This is a genomic window from Microbacterium sp. (assembly GCF_035556355.1).
Taxonomy (GTDB): Bacteria; Actinomycetota; Actinomycetes; order Actinomycetales; family Microbacteriaceae; genus Microbacterium.
In genome coordinates this window covers 1-18,033 of sequence record NZ_DATMFG010000036.1, presented here as the reverse complement: position 1 = coordinate 18,033, position 18,033 = coordinate 1, and the positions used below count along the sequence as shown (strand labels likewise).

Sequence of the window (18,033 nt, the reverse complement as noted above, 5' to 3'; positions counted from 1 at the left end):
GCAGCCGATCGCGGAGCCGGTCGCTCGTCACTCGGTGTCCAGCACGATGCCGGGTGAGGCGCGGCCGGTCCAGACGTCGAAGAGAGCGAGCAGCAGGCTGATCGTCAGCATCGCGACCGCCGCGATCAGGCTCGCCACCATCGCGCCGGTGTGATCGGACGGTGCGGGATCGGCGCCCAGCACGGCGAAGTACACCGCGGTGGCCACCGCCACGCCGAGCGCCATGCCCACGCGCTGCGCCACCTGCGTGAGCGATGCCGCGACGCCCGCGAACGCGTCGGGCACGCGGTGAACGGTGATCGTCTGGTTCGGCGACATCGCCAGACCCGTGCCGGCGCCCGCGACGGCGAGCGTCAGCGCGCTGAGCAGCGGCGTCGTCGCCGCCGGGGTGAACTGCACGACCGGGACGAGGGTCGTCACGCCGATGACCGCCAGAGCGATCCCGGCCGCGACGACCCGGCGCCCGCTGCGGAGCACGAGTCGCGCGCCCACCCACGCGCCGCACGCCGACGTCACGGCCTGCGGGATGTTCACCAGTCCCGCCGCCAGCGCGGAGGCGCCGCGCGCCTGCTGCAGGAACATGGCGAGCACGAGGAACACTGAGGTGATGCCGGCGAAGAACGCGAGCATGACGAGAAGCCCGTTGCGGAAGGACGGGAGCCCGAGCAGCGCGGAGGGAAGTACGGGAGCGCCGCCTGACGACTCGAGCCGGCGCTCCCACAGGGCGAACGCCGTGCCGGACGCCGCCGACCCGAGGAGCCAGAGCCAGCGCAGCGGCCCGGCCGAGACGGAGTCGATCTCGAGGAACGGCAGCAGGGTGCACACGCAGGCGACCGAGAACAGCAGGAGGCCGACGATGTCCATCCGGGGCACGCTCGTCGAGCGCGGGCGCTCGGGGATCGTCAGGCGGATGCCGATGAGCACCGCGACCGCGATCGGCACGTTCACTCCGAACATGAGCCGCCACCCGAAGGCGGGATCGGCCTGCGTCAGAGCGCCGCCGATCGCGGGCCCGATCGCGGTGGAGACCGCGATGATGCCGCCGACGTGTCCAAAGGCGCGCGCGTGTGCGCGCCCCACGAACAACTGCTGCACGAGCCCGAGCGCCTGAGGCATCTGGGTGCCGGCCGCGACGCCCTGCAGGATGCGCCCGACGATGACGGCCTCGATGGACGGGGCGAGCGCGCAGAGAAGGCTGGCGATGCCGAACAGGGTCAGGCCGATGGTCAGCACCGCCTTGCGCGACCTCGTGTCGCCGAGGCGGCCGGCGGGCACCAGCGTGAGACCGAACGCCAGGATGAAGCCCGTCACGAGAAGCTGCAGCTGGGCGTCTGTGGCGCCCAGGGCGCGGTCGATGGCCGGCAGGGCGACGTTGATCTTGGTCAGGTCCAGGGTGGTCGCCGAGATGACGGCGGCGCACACGAGGAACGCGGGCCACGGGCTCGGGGCGTCGTCGTCGGGTGCGTCCGTCACGAATCTGACACTACCGTCATAGAACTCTGTAGAATATAGTGACGCTGTCGGTCATCGCGAGACCGCAACGGACAAGGATGTCGAGAAGGGAACTCCATGAGTACGACGATGACGCTGTGCGCAAGTCATGCACCCGGGATGGACCGCGATGAGGCCGGTGAGTTCGGGGCCGGATTCCGGGTCGGCGTCGCCGAAGCGCGCGACCGGATCGCCGAGTTCGCACCCGACCTGGTCGTCCTGTTCGGCGGCGACCACCGCCGCGCGTTCCGTCACGTCGTGCCGCTGTTCGCCGTGGCGTACACGGCGAGCCTGCTGCCGGAGGGAAGCATCCCCGCGCAGAAGATGAACGTCCCCACCGAGCTCGCCCGCGAGCTGAGCTCCTATCTGATCGGCTCGGGATTCGATCTCTCGGTCTGCCGCGACGTCGAGCTCGACCACGCGTTCGGCCAGCCGCTGCACCACTACCTCGCCGACGTCGCCGGCACCGAGGTGATCCCGATGCCGATCAACTGCGCGAGCCCGCCGCTCGCCAGCGCGCGCCGCGTGATCGACTTCGGCACCGCGATCGGCGAGTTCTTCGCGCCGCTCGACCGCCGCATCCTCTTCATCGGCACGGGCGGGCTCTCGCACGACCCCAGCAGCCTCAAGGACGACCGTCACGATCTCGCCGACGACGAACGCCGTCAGATCAACCAGGCGGGCTTCGAGCGCGCGTCGAAGCTCATCAAGCCCGACTGGGACCGCGCGTTCCTCGACGCGATGTCGCGCTGGGACGTCGACGAGCTGATCCGCATGACCGACAACGCCACGGCCGATGCGGGCGTGGGCGCGAACGAGGTGCGCACGTGGCTCGCCGCGACGGCGGCCGGAGGCTGCCGCGCGGCCGAGCCGCTCGCCTACGAGCCCGTGCCGCAGTGGATCACCGGGATGGGCGTCGCGCTCACCGCCGCAGGCTGACGCGAAGACGGCTCGGCACGACGACCACGGCACCACGACCACGGCACGACAGCCACGACACGAGACGAGGCCGCCGGCTCTGCGGAGCCGGCGGCCTCGTCTCGTCGTCAGGGCGCCGATCAGCCGGCGGCGCCCTCGGCCGCCCCGGCCGCCACGTCGGTCGGCACCGCGGCCGGCTCGTGCCGGGCGACGCCGCGCCCGGCGATGTACCCGAACGTCATCGCCGGTCCGAGCGTGCCGCCCGCGCCCGCGTACGCCATGCCCGTCGGCGACGAGACGTTGCCGGCCGCGTAGAGCCCGGGGATCGGCTCGCCGTCGAGGTCGATGACGCGCGCCTCCGTGTCCACCTTGGGCCCGCCCTTCGTTCCGAGCGCGCCGATCGTGAGCGGCAGCGCGTAGTACGGGGCCGTGTCGATCGGCCCCAGAGTGCCCTCGATCCGCCCCTTGGCGTAGGGATCGCCCCACCAGAGGTCATGCGCGCTCTCGCCGCGATGGAAGTCGGGATCCACGCCTCGCGCGACGTTCTCGTTCCAGCGCGCGACCGTGCGGTTCAGCTCATCCGCGGGGACGCCGAGCTTCTCGGCCAGGTCGTCGAGCGTGTCGGCGCGGATGAGCCACCGCGGCTCCTCGGCGCCGAGCTGCCGGCCGATCGACCCGAAGCGACGGAAGTACTCTTCGTCGAAGACGAGCCAGCAGGGCAGGTTCGCGTAGTCGAACGCCGTGACGTCCTCCTGGTGGAAGGCGCCGCCCACGGCGTTGTACGAAGCGGCCTCGTTGGTGAAGCGCCTGCCCATCCGGTTCACCATGATCGAGCGCGGGCGCGTGCGGTCGGCGTTGATCATCATCCGGTTCATGCGATTGATGCCCTCGGGAAGCACCGCCACCGGCGACCACCACGCCTCGCGCATGTTCTGCAGCGCCGCCCCGACACGCATCGCCATGATGAGGCCGTCGCCCTCGTTGGAGGGGATCGACACCGGATGCGTGAGCGGCCCGCGCAGGAAGGCGCGCTTGAGCTCCTCGTTCCACTCGAACCCTCCCGTCGCGAGGACCACGCCGCGGCGGGCGTACGCGCGCGCGGTGCCGTCGGGGGTGGCGAACTCGACGCCGATCACGCGGCCGTCCTCGGTCAGCAGCCGTGTCGCCCGGTGCGAGAGCCGCAGCTGCGTGCCGGCACGCAGGTTCGCTCGCAGCAGCCGGCCGACCAGCGCCTGCCCGCTTCCGCGTTCGTTGTGCGCGTTCCGCCGCTCGATCTCCTCGGGGGACGGCGGATGGGGCACGGTTGCGCCGAGGGGCGTCTCGGACATCGTGAGGTACGGCGCGAGGTAGGGCGAGGTGGTCACCTTGTCCTTCCACTCTCCGAGCTCGTCGAACGAGAACAGCGGCACCTCCACCGTCCGCCCTCCCTCGGGCCGGCCGCCGGGATTCGCCGCGTGATAGTCGGGGAAGCCCACCGTGATGAAGAACTCGGTGCCCGCGCGGTCGTCGAGGTACGACAGCATCTCCGGCCCGACGTGGATGTAGGTGCGCGCGAGGTCCTCATCGAGCACGCCCCGCCCGAGCGAGCGCATGTACGTCATCGCGTCGTCTTCGCTGTCCTCGATCCCGAGCTGCGGGCCATACGGATTGTTGGGCACCCAGATGTGGCCGCCCGACCATGCCGAGGTGCCGCCGAGCTCGTCGTTCTTCTCGAAGACGGCCACGGACGCGCCGTGATCTGCGGCCGTGAACGCCGCGGTGAGCCCCGCGGCGCCGCTGCCGAGCACGATGACGTCGAATGCTTCGCTCATTTCTCTCCTCCATCGGATTCGTCGGCTGTCGTGTCGGCGTCCGCCTCGTCGTTGCCCAGCACGTCGCGCACGACCTGCATGGCCTCCGCCGCCGCCGGGAACCCGATGTAGAGCGCCAGGTGATTGATGAGATCGAGGATCTCGCGGCGGGAGAGCCCGAGGTTCACGGCGATCGGCAGGTGGACCGAGAGCTCGTACGTGAGCCGGTTCGCGATCAGCGCCGACAGGACCGCGACCTCCTTCGTGCGCATGTCGAGCCCCGGGCGCTGCCAGACCTCGCCGAAGAGGAACTCGGTCACGAGGTCGCCGAAGTCCTGGCTCGGGCCGTTGAAGCGCCCGTCGACCTTCTCGGCCATGCCCGGCCGCAGCGTCTCCATCATCCGCCGGCCGCGCTCGAGCCGTTCGCGATCCACGGTCATCGTCCCGCCGTCTCGGCGCGGCGCGGAGCGGCGGCGGACGGGCCGGCGCTCATGCCTCCGTCCGCCACGAACGCCGCCCCGGTGGAGTAGCTGGAGTCGTCGCTCGCGAGGAAGACGACGAGGCGCGAGATCTCCTCGGGGTCGGCGAAGCGGCCGAGCGCCACGGGAGCGGTCGTCTCGTCGACGTCGCCGGCCATCGCGGTGCGCACTCCGCCCGGGTGGATGGAGTTGACCCGGATGCCGTCGGGGCCGAGCTCCAGTGCGAGCGACTTGGTCAGGCCGGTGATGGCGAACTTCGAGGCCGTATAGCCGAGGCGCCCGACGGAGCCGACGAGACCGTCGACCGAGGAGATGTTGACGATGGAGGACGGCGCGGCCGCTCGCAGCGCGGCGACGCACGCGGTGACGCCGAGGAACGTGCCGGTGGCGTTCACGGTCATCACGGCGTTCCATTGATCGAGCGTGTACTCGCCGACCCGGCCATGGTTCAGGATCCCGGCGTTGTTGACGAGCACCGACAGCGAGCCGAACTCCGCGACGGCGGTGTCCACCGCGCTCGCCCAGTCGTCTGGCGAGGTGACGTCGAGGTGCACGTACCGGGCATCCCTGAGGTCTTCTGCGAGCGCGCGTCCGGCGTCGTCCAGGATGTCGCCGATCACGACGTGGGCTCCGGCGGCGACGAGTGCGCGAGCGTGGGAGGCGCCCATTCCTCGTGCTCCGCCCGAGACGATGGCGACCTTTCCGGTGAGGGGGGACATGGGCTCTCCTTCGATGCCGACCCGGCGGACCGTGATGTCCGCCCTCCTGCACGATATACAATATATGTAATCGAGTCCATGCTGACCATATGTAATCGAGTCCATGCTGACCGGGGAGGTCCCATGCGAACGCGCGGGCGACGGCGGGACGAGGATGGCTGACGCGGACGTGCGGCGCCTGCTCGACCTGCACCGAGTCGAGGCCGTGCCCGCACGCTATGCGCGCGGTGTCGACCGACGCGACTGGGATCGCGTGCGGGCGTGCTTCGACCCGGAAGGGGAGATCGTCGGCACGTTCGGGCGCGGCCGGATCGCCGAGTATCTTCCGGCGCTGATCGCGCGCGTCGAGGGGTTCGGCGCGACGATGCACCTGATCGGCAGCCAGGAGGCCGACGTCGACGGCGACCGGGCGACGAGCCTCGCCTACGGCCTCGCCCGCCATTTCGACGACGCGGAGGGGCGGGTCGAGCGCCTCGTCGTGGGTGTCGAGTATGACGACGAGCTGGAGCGTCGCGGGATGGACGGGTGGGTGATCGTGCGCCGCATCGTGCGCACCCTGTGGGAGCGGCGCGCTGACGATCTTGTCCCTCGCCGGTGAATCTGACATTATCGTCACTATCTGACATTGTCGTCACTTCAGTTCGAGTCGATACCGGAGGCACCGTGGTAGACCTCGATTTCACCGTCGATCAGCGCGAGTTCCGCGAAGAGGTGCGCACGTGGCTCGAGGAGCACAAGCCCACGCAGCCGCGCCCCCACGGCTACGGGGACATCCGCGAGTACGACCTCGCCTGGCAGCGCACGCAGTACGAGGGCGGGTGGGCCGGGATCTCGTGGCCGACCGAGTACGGCGGCCGCGGGCTCTCGCTGCTCGAGCAGCTGATCTGGTACGAGGAGTACGGACGCGCGGGCCTGCCCGGCATGGACGCGACGTTCGTCGGGCTGAACCACGCCGGGCCGACCCTGATCGCCAGAGCCTCGGAAGCGCAGAAGAACGAGCACCTGCCCCGCATCCTGCGCGGCGAGGCGATCTGGTGCCAGGGCTTCTCGGAGCCGGGCGCCGGCTCGGACCTCGCGTCGCTCTCGACCCGGGCCGTCGTCGACGGCGACGAGCTCGTCGTGACCGGGCAGAAGATCTGGACGAGCTTCGCCCACCTCGCCGACTGGCAGGAGCTGCTGGTGCGCACCGACTCGTCGGGACGCAAGCACCACGGCATCACCTGGGTGATCTGCGACATCCGGTCGCCGGGGATCGACGTGCGCGAGATCAAGACGATCGACGGCGAGTCGGAGTTCGCGGAGGTGTTCTACGACGAGGTGCGCATCCCGCTGTCCAACGTCGTCGGCGAGCTCGACGGCGGCTGGGACGTCGCGATGTCGACCCTGTCGTTCGAGCGCGGCACGGCCTTCACCGCGTCGCAGGTGCAGCTGGCGTCCACCGTCGAGAGGCTGATCGCGCTCGCGAGGGAGCGCACGCGTGTTGACGGCAGGACCCTGATCACGGATGACCACGTCGCGCATCGGCTCGCCGAGGTCAAGGCCGAGGTCGCGGCGCTGCGCGCGATGACCTACGCCGGGATCTCACGCGCCGCCCGGACGGGCACGCCGGGAGCCGAGGGCTCCATCGTCAAGCTGTACTACTCCGAGCTGCACAAGAAGGTCGCCCGCCTCGCGGTCGAGTTGCTCGGAGTCGACGCGGTCGAACTCGTCTCGCGCTGGGTCCCCGGCGGCTGGACGGGCGACTATCTGTCGTCATTCTCGCTGACGATCGGCGGCGGCACGAGCGAGATCCAGCGCAACATCATCGGCGACCGCGTTCTCGGTCTGCCGCGCTGAGAGAAGGGTGCGGACATGAACCTGATTCCCGATGAGGACGAGCTCGCGATCATCGCAGCGGTGGAGGAGCTCGTGGAGCGCGCCTTCCCGCGCGAGCGGATCCGCGCGCGGGCGGCAGAGCGCGACGCCGCGCCGCCCGACGTCTGGGCGTCGGTCGCCGAGATCGGCCTGTTCGGCCTCGGTCTCGCGGAAGACCACGGGGGCGTGGGCCTCGGGCTGGCGCAGGAGGCTCTCGCCTATCGCGAGCTCGGACGCGGGATCGCCTCGGGGCCCTTCCTCGCGTGCAGCCTGGCCGCGAGGGTCGCCGCGCACGTCGGCGACGCCTCGCTGCTGGGCGAGCTGCTCGAGGGGGGGACGCAGGTCGGGCTCGGCGTGCTGCGCGCCGGCGCGACGCTGCAAGACGGGGTGCTGCGGGGAGACATCCACCTGATCGACGCCACGGCCGCCGATCTCGTCCTCGTCGTCCACGAGACGGAGACCGCCCTGTTCGGAAGGGCCGATCTCGGCGCGATCGCCGCCGCCGACAGCATCGATCCCGGGGTGCGTCTCGAGAAGACCACCGTGCCGGGGGCGACCGCCGTGGCGCGCGTCGCCGGGCCGGACCTGCGCACCCGGGCGCTCGTGCTGTCCGCGGCGTACCTCGCGGGCATCGCCGAGGCCGCGCGCGACATGTCGGTGTCGCACGCGAAGGTGCGCGAGCAGTTCGGCCGCCCGATCGGCGTGAACCAGGCGATCAAGCATCGCTGCGCCGACATGGCGGTGCAGGCCGAGGCCGCGACGTCGCAGTCGCTGTACGCCGCCGCCGCCGAGGACGCGCGATTCGACGATGCGCGGTTCCAGGCCGAGGTCGCGATCCGGATCGCCGGGCAGGCGGCCGTGCAGAACAGTCAGGAGACGATCCAGGTGCTCGGCGGCATCGGGTTCACCTGGGAGCACGACGCTCACCTGTCTGTGAAGCGGGCCCGTCTGTGGACGAGCGTGTTCGGCGCCGACGCCGGCCGTGCGCTCATCCTGGCGCAGGAGCCGGCATGAGACGCGTCGCGATCGCCGGCGTCGCGATCTCGGGCACGCGGCCCACCGGCGCGGAGACGCCCTACACGCTCATCGCCGACGCGAGCCGTCGCGCCGTCGCCGAGTCGGGGCTGCTTCCGTCCGACATCGACGGCCTCGCCTCCACCTCCCTGGGCACGATGGCGCCGATCGACGTGGCCGAGTACCTCGGCCTGCGACCGACCTGGATCGATTCGACCACGGTGGGCGGCGCCTCCTGGGAGGTGATGGCCTCGCACGCGGCCGATGCGATCGCGCAGGGCCGCGCCGACGTCGTGCTGCTGACCTACGGCTCGACCGCGCGATCCGACCTCAGGAACGGGCTGCGGACCGCGAGCCTCGACTGGGGATCCCGCGGGCCCCAGCAGTGGGAGGCGCCGTTCGGGCACACGATCATCAGCAAGTACGCGATGGCCGCCCGCCGCCACATGCATGAGTTCGGGACGACCATCGAGCAGCTCGCGGAGGTCGCGGTCTCGGCGCGCTTCAACGCCGGGCTGAACCCGGAGGCGGCGTTCCGCGACCCGATCACGATCGACGACGTGCTGGGCGGCCGGATGATCGCCGACCCGTTTACGAAGCTGCACTGCTGCATCCGCTCCGACGGCGGAGGGGCCGTGGTGCTCGTCGCGGAGGACCGCGTGGCGGACCTGCCGATCGCGCCCGTGTGGATCCTCGGCGCGGGCGAGGCGGTGTCGCACGTGTCGATGAGCCAGTGGGACGACATGACCACCGGTCCGGCGAGCGTGTCGGGACGGCTCGCGTTCCAGCGCGCGGGGGTCACACCCGCGGACATCGACGTGTGCGAGATCTACGACGCGTTCACCTCGATGCTCCTGCTCACGCTCGAGGATCTCGGATTCTGCGGCCGGGGCGAAGGCGGTGACTTCGTCGCCGACGGTCGGCTGCGGGTCGGCGGCGCGCTGCCGACCAACACCGACGGCGGCGGGCTGTCCGCGATGCATCCCGGTCAGCGAGGGCTGTTCCTGCTCATCGAGGCGGCGCGCCAGCTGCGCGCCGAGGCGGGGGAGCGCCAGGTGGCCGACGCTCGGCTCGCATGCGTCAGCGGCACGGGCGGCTGGTTCTGCTCCAGCGGGACCATTATCCTCGCCGCAGGGTGAGCCGCGGCGTCACCGTGCGCTGACGGTGCCGAACAGTCTGGCGATCGGCGCGAGAACCAGCGGTCGCGCGGCGACCCACGCCGCGCCGATCACGACGAGCGAGGCGACGAAGATCCAGAACCCCGCCCAGTTGACGACATCCTGACCGGCGTACATGTGGTTGAGGTTGCGCAGCGCACCCGTCGCGAACACGAGGGCGACGTGCGCGACGATGAACGTCACGAAGTAGAGCATCACCGGGTAATGGATGGCACGCGCGACCTCGACGGGGTAGACGCGATCGAGCGCGCCGGCCTTCTTCGGCCACAGACCGCTCATGCGCACGCCCGTGGCCACTGCGAGGGGCGCGGCGATGAACACGGTCGCGAAGTATGCGAGCTGCTGGAGCGAGTTGTAGTTCGCCCAGCCGTTCTCCGTGGGCCAGTCGAGCGAGACGTACTGGATCGCCGCCGACAGGGCATTGGGGAAGACCTCCCAGCTCGTCGGCACTATCCGCATCCAGTGGCCTGTCGCGAACAGCAGCACCACGAAGACGACGCCGTTGACGACCCAGAGCAGGTCGAGGGACTGGTGCAGCCAGAGGCTGATGCTGATCTTGCGCGCCGGATCCCGGCGGGGAGACCAGAACGCCGCCGGCTTCCTCTGGTGACGCACGTGGAGCCCCGAGCGGATGATGAGCACGATCAGGAACACGTTGAAGAAGTGCTGCCAGCGCGCCCAGGCCGGGAAGCCGCGGTCCGCGCCCTCCGGCAGCGGGTACTCGCCGGGGAACCGGGTGAGGAACTCCTGCATCCCGCTCAGGCTCACGATCCATCGCGTGAACGCCACGATCGTGGCGGCGAGGATCAGCAGTGCGGCGATCGCGAAGACGCCCGCGATCACGCGAGGCAGCGTCGACGTGTCGGGGGGCACCGGCGCTGCGCGGCGCTCGGCCGGACGAGGCGCGGCGGACGACGGGGCCGACTCGCGCGACGGGGCCGACTCGCGCGACGGGGGAGCGGGCGCTTCCACGGGCACGGGAGCCGGCGCACTGGGCGCGAACCCGGCGGGCGGCCAGGGATCCCCGTCCGACGAGCGGGGCAGGCCGCGGCGGAGGGGTGTGCGCGTGCCGTTCCCCGCGTCGGTGCCCGCGGTCGAGACCTCAGGGCCGCGCGTCCGGCTCACCGGCACATCGGCTCCGGTGCGGCCCGGCGCATCATCCGCCGTGCCGGTCGGACGAGTGCGCGGCAGGCCCTGGCGGACCCGGGTCGCAGGGGCGGAAGCGGATGCCCGGTCCTCGGCGGGCGCCGGACCGGCAGCCGGCGTCGACGGCGCCGCCTCGATCGCGGTGGCGGTCGGGGGCCAGGGCTCGCCGGCGGGACGGCGCGGCAGACCGCGCCGGATCGTCTGCGTCTGCGTCTGCTTCTGCGCCTGCGTCATGGCTTGGGGCATGCTCATGCCTTCCGCGATTCGAGGGCCGTGATCAGCTGCGGGACGACGGAGAAGACGTCTCCCACGACGCCGAGGTCCGCGACATCGAAGATGGGCGCGTCCGGGTCCTTGTTCACGGCGATGATCGTCTTCGACGTCTGCATGCCGGCACGATGCTGGATCGCTCCCGAGATCCCGAGTGCGATGTAGAGCTGCGGGGACACCGACACGCCCGTCTGGCCGACCTGGTGCGACTGCGGGACGTATCCGGCGTCGACGGCGGCCCGCGACGCGCCCACGGCGGCGCCGAGCGTGTCGGCGAGCCGCTCCACGAGCGCGAAGCCCTCGGCCGATCCGAGGCCCCTGCCGCCGGAGACGACCTTCGCGGCGCCGCGCAGCTCCGGACGGCTCGACGTCTCCACAGCGGCGTGGAACGCCGTCACCTCAGCGGAGGGGGTGGCGGCGGTCACCGTCAGCGCGTCGTGGACGAGCGGTGCGGAGGCGGCGCGGGCGTCGATCGCACCCTGCCGGATGGTGATGACCGGAGCGCCGAACGTCGCCGCCGCGTCGACCGAGTACACGCCGCCGAAGACGGAGTGCTGGGCGACGATGCCCTCGTCGTCACGCGTCACGCCGACGGCGTCCACGAGGAGCACGGCGCGCGTGCGCGCGGCGAAACGGCCGGCGACATCGCGCCCGTCGACCGAGTGGGCAACGAGGATCGCGTCGGGACGCACGACCTCGGTCGCGGCGACCAGGGCGTCCACCGCCGGTCCGGTGAGCGAGGCGCCCACCTCGGGCAGCTCCGCGGTCAGAACGGCTGTCGCACCGACAGCCGCGGCGGCCTCCGCGGCCGCCTGTCCGGCGCCGGGAGCCGTGACCGCGAGGGCGACGGGCGTGCCGATCTGCGCGGCGGCGCCCAACAGGCCGGCGGCACTGGCGGCGAGCTCCCCCGCCGGAGTCGCATCGAGAAGGACGAGAACGGCGTCGTCGGCGTAGACGGTCATGGCTGCTCCTCAGGCGAGACGGTTCGTGACGAGATACTCGGCGATGCGCGCTCCGGCCTCACCGTCGTCGGTGAGCTTCACTCCGCTCACGCGCGGCGGCCGCTCCGCGACGGCGATCATGATCGCGCGCGGAGTGGCGGGGTCGAGCGCGGTCACGCCCAGATCGGCGAGCGAGACGGTCTCGAAGGGCTTCTTCTTGGCGGCCATGATGCCCTTGAAGTTCGGGAAGCGCGCCTCGGGCAGCGCCTCGGTGACCGACACCACGGCGGGCAGCCCTGCCGACACGTCGGCGGTGCCGCTCTCGGTCGCTCGTGTGCCGGAGACGCCGTCGGCCCGGATCTGCACGGCAGACAGCGCCGTGAGGTGCGGGACACCGAGCAGCTCGGCCACCATGGCGGGGATGACACCGCCCGAGCCATCGGTCGAGACGTTGCCGGCGACGATCAGATCGGCCTCCGCGCGGCGGGCAGCGGCCGCGAGCGCCTCGGCGGTCAGCCCGAGGTCGGCCCCGACGAGCTCGTCGTCGACGATGTGCACGGCGGCGCTCGCGCCCATCGAGAGCGCTTTGCGCAGCGACGCCGAAGCGGGCTCCGGCGCCATCGACAGCACGATGACCTCCGTATCGGGCGCCCCGTCGGCGTAGGCGAGCGCGACTTCGAGGGCACGCTCGTCGATCTCGTCGATGACGTGGTCGCCGGCGACGCGATCCGCCAGGCCGGTCTCCGGATCTAGCTTGCGATCCCCGTACGTGTCGGGCACATCCTTCACCAGGACGATGATCCTCATGGCACAGAGCTCCTCACGCGGCGTCGGCAACGGTGTCGACGCTGGACATTCTTCGGCGGATTGTCGCCGTGATTAGATATATAATATCTAGTCGCGGTTCGTCCAGCCGAAGAGCGCGCGGTCGAGGAGCGTCGCGATCAGCTCGGCCGCCGCGTCGGGCTCGATGTCGCGTCGGTTCAGCTCGAAGGCGCCCGGGACCTGGTCGAAGACGGCCGCGACGAAGGTCGTCGCGCAGCCGAGCTCCATCGGATGTCCACGGTCGACGCCGCTCAGATGCAGGAAGAGCGAGCGCCGCAGCGATCGGACGACCGCCGCCCGCATCTCGCGCAGATCCGGTGTCATCGGCGAGCGCTCGAGCCATGCCCGGAACACGGCCTGATGCGACCGGCTCAGGTCGAGGATGGAGCGGCACCAGTCGAGCAGCCCGGGGAAGTCGTCGACCTGCTCGAGGCGGCGAGCCGCCGTGATGGACTCCTGCGTGCAGGCCTCTGCCAGCGCCTCGAGCATCGCCGTCTTCGTCGCGAAGTACTTGTAGAAGGTCCCGCGCGCGTATCCCGCGTTCGCGGCGATCTCGTCGACGCTCGCGCGCGGGAAGCCGCCCGCCGCGAAGACGCGCGACCCCGACGCGAGCAGCGCCCGCACCGTCGCGGCGCTGCGCGCCGTGAGGCCGCCGCGCGGATCGCGCGTGCTCCAGGGCCGCCCGGCGGGCGAGGGCTCGAGCCTGCCGCTCACGCGGCGCGTGTGCCAGCGGCGCGGCACCGCGTGCCCGGTCGCCTCCGGGGGAGTGTCGGGGAACAGCATCAGCTGCACGAGCACGGCGAAGTCGTACTCGGGTTCGCCGTCGTCATCGCCGTCTGCCGACGTGCCCCGCGCGCGCCGCAGCTGATTCCATCGCAGCACGATGCCCGTGATTACGACGGCGATGTCGAGCGGGTCGCCGCTGACGCCGCTCTCCGCGAGACGCCGCGCGATGCGCTGGCTGAAGCGCACGTTGAAGTCGCTGACGAGCGACCCGACGGGCGCGTCGGGGCCGTCGACGGACGTCCACTCGGCGAACACCACCGCATACCGCGCGTACACACGCGCCCACTCGTCGAGCCACCACCGCAGGTTCGCGAAGCCCTCCGGGGTGCGGCCGAGCTCGCCCAGCCGGCGGGTCACGTCGATCACCGCGGCGCCGCACTCGTCGAGCACCCGCACGAAGATCTGCTCTTTGCTCTCGAAGTACTGGTAGAGCGTGGCGCGAGACAGGCCCAGCTCCGCCGCGATGTCCGCGATCGTCGTCTCGTGGTACCCCTTGCGGGTGAACACCGCGAGTGCCGCCTCCGGGATGGCCGCCGCCGTCTTGGCGCCGAGCGCCCCGATCTCCGGACTCGTCGGTCCGTAGCTCGCCCGACGTCGACCCACCTCCGCGCGCATCCATTCAGTATGCCGGGGCGGTTCCGCGCGACCGCTGTCGACGGCGGCCGCGGCGTGCGCGGTGTCATTCGTCGAAGGTGAAATCGGCCTCTCCCTGGATGGCGACCGAGCCGTCCTGCCGGGTGGCGACGAGCTCCACCGTCGCGAGGGCGCCCGACGTGCTGGTCACGCGCCCGGTGCAGGTGAGCACGTCGCCCGGGAACACGATCGTGCGGAAGCGCACGCGGATGCGACGCAGGCGCTCGGCCCCGAGCCAGTCGATGGCGAACGACGCGAGCAGGGAGGCCGTGTGCATGCCCTGGGAGAACACCGACGGGTAACCCGCCTTCACGGCGAAGTCCTTGTCGTAGTGCATCGGGTTCAGATCGCCGGATGCGCCGGAGTAGCGCACAAACATCTCGGTCGTGAGCGGGCCGTAAGCGCGCTCGGGCGCCGTCTCCCCGACGGCGGGCAGGCCGGTCACTTCGACCCCTTCGGCTCTCGGCCGATGAACGTCGACCTCATCTCGGCGCGGAGGACGCCATCGCCGTGGAACTCCGTCGTGATGACGACGAACTCCATCTTCCCGCTGCGGCTGTCCTTGGTGTAGCGGTCGCTCACGCGCTCGGTGACGGTGAGCGTGTCGCCGGCACGCGGCGGCGCGCCGTGGAAGACGAACTCCTGCTCGCCGTGCAGCAGCCGCTCGCGGGGGATGCCGTGGGCGGCTCTGCCGCCGTCGGGTGCCCACCGCCACGCCGTGATCAGGAATGTCGGCGGCACAAGCGGTGTCGCACCGAAGTAGGCAGGATCGTCAGATTGCATCGCCTCAGCGAACAGGCGGATCGCTCCTCTCTCCACGGGAAACTCGTAAGGAACCGCGGATTCTGCGGCATCTGGCGACATCGTCTTCCCTTCCGGCATGGCGCACGGTTGAATAAATGGTGACAGTAGTGCCAGAATAAGGCAACATCCGGCGACGCAGCCGGACATGCGCCGCCGCATGACATCGATCGGAGCGTCCCCACGATGACCGACCCCGCCGCCGTCCATGGCGAGACCCGCGAGGGCGTGCTGACGATCACGCTCGACCGCCCGAGCGCGGGAAACGCGCTGCGCCCGGTCGACCGGGACGAGATCGTCGCGCTGCTGGCAGGGGCGCACCAGGATCGCGCGGTGCGCGTCGTCATCCTGCGGGCCAACGGCCGCCACTTCTGCACCGGCGCCGACGTCACCGGCGTGGGGGCGGGCGCCGAGCCCGGAGCCGGAGACGTCACGCGCCGCATCATGGGCGGCGCGCAGCGCCTCATCTCCGCGATCCTCGACTGCGACAAGCCCGTGGTGAGCGTCGTGCAGGGGGCCGCGGCCGGGATGGGGGCGCACATCGCGTACGCCTCCGATTTCGTCGTCGCCTCCACGTCCGCGGCATTCGTCGAGTCGTTCGTGCTGCGCGGCCTCACGGTCGACGCCGGCGGGGCGTACCTGCTGCCGCGGCTGATCGGACTGCAGCGCGCGAAGGAGCTCGCGCTGCTCGGCGACAGGCTCTCGGCGATCGACGCGCAGGGGCTCGGGCTGGTGAACCGCGTGGTCGAACCGGATGAGCTCGACGACGCCGCCGCCGAGATCGCCGCGAGATTCGCCGCGGGGGCGACGAGCGCGATCGCGCTCACGAAGCGGCTGTTCAACGCGTCGCTCGACGCCGACCGTGCGGCGGCCTTCGCCGCCGAGGCGTACGTGCAGGAGCTGCAGTCGCGATCGTCGGACGTGACGGAGGGCATCGCGTCGTTCCTCGAGAAGCGCCCCGCGCGGTTCCGGGGGTGGTGAGCCCGATGTCTCAACGCACGGACCTGCCCGTCGTCGAGAGCGACGGCGCGCCGTTCTGGCAGGCGCTGCGAGAGGACGGCGTGTTCCGCGTCGTGCGCTGCCGGAGTTGCGGCGTCGTGCATCACTATCCGCGGCCGTTCTGCCCCGCGTGCTGGAGCGATGACGTGGAGTGGCTGCCGGCGAGCGGCCGGGCCACCCTGTACACGTACTCGACGGTCTACATGAACGACCTGCCGCCCTTCCGCGACCAGCTGCCGTACACGGCGGCCGTCGTGCAGCTCGAGGAGGGGCCGCGGGTGATGACGCGCCTCGTCGACTGCACGCCGGAGCAGCTGTCGATCGGCATGCCGCTGCGCCTGGTCGTCTTCCCGCTCACCGACGAGGTGAGCATCGCCCTCTTCGCCCCCGAGGCGAGCTGACCGCCGCGCTGCGCGGCATCCACCCGAGCGCTTCGAAGGAGTCGCATCACATGTCAGGTCTTCTGGACGGCAAGGTCGCCATCGTCACCGGCGCGGGACACGGCATCGGCCGCGGCCATGCGCTCGAGCTCGCCAAGCACGGCGCGACCGTGGTCGTCAACGATCTCGGCACGTCCGTCAAGGGCGAGGGGGCCGGCCGCGACGCGGACGTCGTCGTCGACATCATCCGCGCGCGGGGCGGATCGGCGATCGCCGACTACAGCGATGTCGGCGACGAGGATCAGGTCGAGGCGATGGTGCAGCGGGCCTGGGACGAGCTCGGGCGCGTGGACGTGCTCGTCAACAACGCCGGCATCGTGCGCGACCGCGCGATCTGGAACATGGCGGCCGCCGACTTCGACCTCGTGATGAAGGTGCACGTGAGAGGCACCTGGCTCGCGAGCCGCGCGGTCGCGAGGCGCTGGCGGGAGGAGGCGAAGGCCGGCGACGGCCAGACCTACGGCCGCATCATCAACACGGTCTCCGGGGCCGGACTGCTGGGAAACTTCGGCCAGTCGAACTACGCGACCGCGAAGGCCGCGATCGTCGGCCTCACGCTGACGACGAGCCTCGAGCTCGCGGGCATCGGAGTGACCGTCAACGCCATCGGCCCCGGCGGTCTCACGCGCATCTCGGCCACGCTGGGGTCCGAGGGCGCGCCGCTCGAGCCGGACGAGCGCCCGGAAGGCGTGTACGACGCGACCGATCCGTCGAACTGCTCGCCGGTCGTCGCATGGCTCGCGAGCGCCGAGGCCGGCTACGTGTCCGGCCAGGTCATCCGCGCCATGGAGGATCGCATCCATCTCATGTCGGGTTGGACCGAGGCGGTGACGGTCTCGAGCGGCGAGAAGCGCTGGGACGCCACGAAGCTGGGCACGCTGTTCGCCACCGACATCTTCCAGACCCGGGCGCGGGGCCTGCGCATGGGCGGCTGAGGCGTCCGGGCGCGCCTCAGCCGCGGTCACGGCAGCAGGTCGTAGTCCTCGAGCGTCGGCCCGCGCGTGCCCTGCCAGTACTCGAGCGTCGTGAGCGGCCAGTTCTGCGAGTTCCGGCCGAATCGGTTCTTGTACCAGGAGTTCACGGAGGACGCCCCGATCGCGAGGCCGAGGCTGGCCTCGTCGATCCGCCGGTTGTACGCGTCGTACGCCTCCTCGCGCACGTCCAGTGCGGACATCCCGTGCTCCAGCACCGTCCGGATGCCGGCGAGGGCGAACTCGATCGCCGCCTCGACGAACAGCACGACGCTGCCGTTCACGTTGAGGTTCGTGTTGGGTCCGTAGAGCAGGAACAGGTTCGGGAAGCCGGGCACCGACGTGCCCCAGAATGCCCGTGCGTCGCCGCCCCATCGGGCGTGCAGGTCGGCGCCGTCGCGTCCCGTGACGGTGATGCTGGAGAGGAACTCGGAGGCGCGGAAGCCGGTGCCGTAGACGATCGTGTCGAGGTCGTGGTGTGCGCCGTCCGCGGTCTCGATGCCGTGCGGGGTGATCGCGCGGATCGGGTCGACGACGACGCGGACGTGCGGCTGCTTGAGGGCGTTCGTCCACGTGCCGTCGTCCCTGACCGCGCGTTTCGCGTACGGCGCGTACTCCGGCACGAGGATCGCGCGGAGGTCGGGGCGATCGGCGAACTCCTCCTCGAGGAACCGGGTGAGCGACCGGCGCATCTCGTCATTGGCCGCGGACACCGAGACCGGATGCTCCCACGCGGGATCGACGAGGGCGAGCGAGCGGATGCCCTCGACGTTGTTCC

General features: G+C 71.2%; 19 protein-coding genes. 8 read left to right on the top strand and 11 right to left on the bottom strand.

Features of this window, described 5'->3' with window-relative positions; translation table 11 throughout:
- Nucleotides 1-27 precede the first annotated feature (27 nt).
- Nucleotides 28-1,473 (bottom strand): MFS transporter, encoded by a 1,446-nt coding sequence (locus VNR19_RS10575; RefSeq protein WP_325726546.1) that lies wholly within the window; start codon nt 1,471-1,473, stop codon nt 28-30.
- Nucleotides 1,474-1,569: 96 nt separating this feature from the next.
- On the opposite strand from VNR19_RS10575, the gene VNR19_RS10570 reads away from it, so the two are divergent.
- Nucleotides 1,570-2,430, top strand: coding sequence for a 3-carboxyethylcatechol 2,3-dioxygenase (locus VNR19_RS10570; RefSeq protein ID WP_325726544.1), 861 nt, complete (start codon nt 1,570-1,572; stop codon nt 2,428-2,430).
- Nucleotides 2,431-2,549: 119 nt separating this feature from the next.
- On the opposite strand, the gene VNR19_RS10565 is transcribed toward VNR19_RS10570, so the two are convergent.
- From VNR19_RS10565 to VNR19_RS10555, 3 genes are read right to left on the bottom strand one after another with little or no spacing between them, the layout of a single operon-like run.
- Nucleotides 2,550-4,220 (bottom strand): FAD-dependent oxidoreductase, encoded by a 1,671-nt coding sequence (locus VNR19_RS10565; RefSeq protein ID WP_325726542.1) that lies wholly within the window; start codon nt 4,218-4,220, stop codon nt 2,550-2,552.
- Complete coding sequence (locus VNR19_RS10560) at nt 4,217-4,639, bottom strand: carboxymuconolactone decarboxylase family protein (RefSeq protein WP_325726540.1); 423 nt, start codon at nt 4,637-4,639, stop codon at nt 4,217-4,219. The genes VNR19_RS10565 and VNR19_RS10560 overlap by 4 nt, the downstream gene beginning before the upstream one ends.
- Nucleotides 4,636-5,397, bottom strand: coding sequence for an SDR family oxidoreductase (locus tag VNR19_RS10555; protein ID WP_325726538.1), 762 nt, complete (start codon nt 5,395-5,397; stop codon nt 4,636-4,638). The genes VNR19_RS10560 and VNR19_RS10555 overlap by 4 nt, the downstream gene beginning before the upstream one ends.
- A gap of 154 nt (nt 5,398-5,551) precedes the next feature.
- Between VNR19_RS10555 and VNR19_RS10550 the strand changes: the two genes are divergently transcribed.
- The 4 genes from VNR19_RS10550 to VNR19_RS10535 all read left to right on the top strand — a co-directional run bounded on the left by VNR19_RS10550 (nt 5,552) and on the right by VNR19_RS10535 (nt 9,404).
- On the top strand, nt 5,552-5,995 hold the full coding sequence (locus VNR19_RS10550; RefSeq protein ID WP_325726536.1) for a nuclear transport factor 2 family protein: 444 nt from the start codon (nt 5,552-5,554) through the stop codon (nt 5,993-5,995).
- Nucleotides 5,996-6,060: 65 nt separating this feature from the next.
- Nucleotides 6,061-7,233, top strand: a complete 1,173-nt coding sequence (locus VNR19_RS10545; RefSeq protein WP_325726534.1) for an acyl-CoA dehydrogenase family protein — start codon at nt 6,061-6,063, stop codon at nt 7,231-7,233.
- A gap of 15 nt (nt 7,234-7,248) precedes the next feature.
- Nucleotides 7,249-8,265, top strand: a complete 1,017-nt coding sequence (locus tag VNR19_RS10540; RefSeq protein ID WP_325726532.1) for an acyl-CoA dehydrogenase family protein — start codon at nt 7,249-7,251, stop codon at nt 8,263-8,265.
- Complete coding sequence (locus VNR19_RS10535) at nt 8,262-9,404, top strand: acetyl-CoA acetyltransferase (RefSeq protein WP_325726530.1); 1,143 nt, start codon at nt 8,262-8,264, stop codon at nt 9,402-9,404. Before VNR19_RS10540 ends, VNR19_RS10535 begins: the two co-directional genes overlap by 4 nt.
- 9 nt (nt 9,405-9,413) lie before the next feature.
- Here the strand turns inward: VNR19_RS10535 and VNR19_RS10530 are convergent, their stop codons facing one another.
- From VNR19_RS10530 to VNR19_RS10505, 6 genes are all read right to left on the bottom strand, one after another.
- The gene (locus VNR19_RS10530; protein ID WP_325726528.1) at nt 9,414-10,835 is read right to left on the bottom strand and encodes a cytochrome b/b6 domain-containing protein; all 1,422 of its coding nucleotides are present in this window, start codon (nt 10,833-10,835) and stop codon (nt 9,414-9,416) included.
- Between the two features lie 2 nt (nt 10,836-10,837).
- On the bottom strand, nt 10,838-11,821 hold the full coding sequence (locus VNR19_RS10525; protein ID WP_325726526.1) for an electron transfer flavoprotein subunit alpha/FixB family protein: 984 nt from the start codon (nt 11,819-11,821) through the stop codon (nt 10,838-10,840).
- Nucleotides 11,822-11,830: 9 nt separating this feature from the next.
- A complete protein-coding gene (locus VNR19_RS10520; RefSeq protein WP_325726524.1) occupies nt 11,831-12,607 on the bottom strand; it encodes an electron transfer flavoprotein subunit beta/FixA family protein in 777 nt (258 codons plus the stop codon).
- Between the two features lie 87 nt (nt 12,608-12,694).
- Nucleotides 12,695-14,026 carry a TetR/AcrR family transcriptional regulator gene (locus tag VNR19_RS10515; RefSeq protein ID WP_325726522.1) on the bottom strand — a complete coding sequence of 444 codons (1,332 nt, stop codon included), beginning with the start codon at nt 14,024-14,026 and terminating at the stop codon, nt 12,695-12,697.
- Nucleotides 14,027-14,090: 64 nt separating this feature from the next.
- A complete protein-coding gene (locus tag VNR19_RS10510) occupies nt 14,091-14,489 on the bottom strand; it encodes a MaoC/PaaZ C-terminal domain-containing protein (protein WP_325726520.1) in 399 nt (132 codons plus the stop codon).
- Nucleotides 14,486-14,908, bottom strand: coding sequence for an FAS1-like dehydratase domain-containing protein (locus tag VNR19_RS10505; RefSeq protein WP_325726651.1), 423 nt, complete (start codon nt 14,906-14,908; stop codon nt 14,486-14,488). Before VNR19_RS10505 ends, VNR19_RS10510 begins: the two co-directional genes overlap by 4 nt.
- A gap of 123 nt (nt 14,909-15,031) precedes the next feature.
- Here VNR19_RS10505 and VNR19_RS10500 point away from each other — a divergent pair, with 123 nt between their 5' ends.
- The 3 genes from VNR19_RS10500 to VNR19_RS10490 are packed head-to-tail and all read left to right on the top strand — an operon-like array spanning nt 15,032 to nt 17,219.
- On the top strand, nt 15,032-15,826 hold the full coding sequence (locus tag VNR19_RS10500) for an enoyl-CoA hydratase/isomerase family protein (RefSeq protein WP_325726518.1): 795 nt from the start codon (nt 15,032-15,034) through the stop codon (nt 15,824-15,826).
- 5 nt (nt 15,827-15,831) lie between these two features.
- Nucleotides 15,832-16,245, top strand: coding sequence for a Zn-ribbon domain-containing OB-fold protein (locus tag VNR19_RS10495; RefSeq protein ID WP_325726516.1), 414 nt, complete (start codon nt 15,832-15,834; stop codon nt 16,243-16,245).
- A gap of 50 nt (nt 16,246-16,295) precedes the next feature.
- On the top strand, nt 16,296-17,219 hold the full coding sequence (locus tag VNR19_RS10490) for an SDR family NAD(P)-dependent oxidoreductase (RefSeq protein WP_325726514.1): 924 nt from the start codon (nt 16,296-16,298) through the stop codon (nt 17,217-17,219).
- Between the two features lie 26 nt (nt 17,220-17,245).
- Here VNR19_RS10490 and VNR19_RS10485 read toward each other — a convergent pair.
- Nucleotides 17,246-18,033: NAD(P)/FAD-dependent oxidoreductase (locus VNR19_RS10485; RefSeq protein ID WP_491715943.1), on the bottom strand; the 788-nt coding region annotated here is incomplete at its 5' end.

What these genes read in the sequence shown, in the direction of transcription:
- VNR19_RS10570 (WP_325726544.1), top strand. Translation starts at nt 1,570, where the DNA reads ATGAGTACGACGATGACGCTGTGCGCAAGTCATGCACCCGGGATGGAC.
- VNR19_RS10565 (WP_325726542.1), bottom strand. Translation starts at nt 4,220, where the DNA reads ATGAGCGAAGCATTCGACGTCATCGTGCTCGGCAGCGGCGCCGCGGGG.
- VNR19_RS10560 (WP_325726540.1), bottom strand. Translation starts at nt 4,639, where the DNA reads ATGACCGTGGATCGCGAACGGCTCGAGCGCGGCCGGCGGATGATGGAG.
- VNR19_RS10555 (WP_325726538.1), bottom strand. Translation starts at nt 5,397, where the DNA reads ATGTCCCCCCTCACCGGAAAGGTCGCCATCGTCTCGGGCGGAGCACGA.
- VNR19_RS10550 (WP_325726536.1), top strand. Translation starts at nt 5,552, where the DNA reads ATGGCTGACGCGGACGTGCGGCGCCTGCTCGACCTGCACCGAGTCGAG.
- VNR19_RS10540 (WP_325726532.1), top strand. Translation starts at nt 7,249, where the DNA reads ATGAACCTGATTCCCGATGAGGACGAGCTCGCGATCATCGCAGCGGTG.
- VNR19_RS10535 (WP_325726530.1), top strand. Translation starts at nt 8,262, where the DNA reads ATGAGACGCGTCGCGATCGCCGGCGTCGCGATCTCGGGCACGCGGCCC.
- VNR19_RS10530 (WP_325726528.1), bottom strand. Translation starts at nt 10,835, where the DNA reads ATGCCCCAAGCCATGACGCAGGCGCAGAAGCAGACGCAGACGCAGACG.
- VNR19_RS10525 (WP_325726526.1), bottom strand. Translation starts at nt 11,821, where the DNA reads ATGACCGTCTACGCCGACGACGCCGTTCTCGTCCTTCTCGATGCGACT.
- VNR19_RS10520 (WP_325726524.1), bottom strand. Translation starts at nt 12,607, where the DNA reads ATGAGGATCATCGTCCTGGTGAAGGATGTGCCCGACACGTACGGGGAT.
- VNR19_RS10515 (WP_325726522.1), bottom strand. Translation starts at nt 14,026, where the DNA reads ATGCGCGCGGAGGTGGGTCGACGTCGGGCGAGCTACGGACCGACGAGT.
- VNR19_RS10505 (WP_325726651.1), bottom strand. Translation starts at nt 14,908, where the DNA reads ATGTCGCCAGATGCCGCAGAATCCGCGGTTCCTTACGAGTTTCCCGTG.
- VNR19_RS10500 (WP_325726518.1), top strand. Translation starts at nt 15,032, where the DNA reads ATGACCGACCCCGCCGCCGTCCATGGCGAGACCCGCGAGGGCGTGCTG.
- VNR19_RS10495 (WP_325726516.1), top strand. Translation starts at nt 15,832, where the DNA reads ATGTCTCAACGCACGGACCTGCCCGTCGTCGAGAGCGACGGCGCGCCG.
- VNR19_RS10490 (WP_325726514.1), top strand. Translation starts at nt 16,296, where the DNA reads ATGTCAGGTCTTCTGGACGGCAAGGTCGCCATCGTCACCGGCGCGGGA.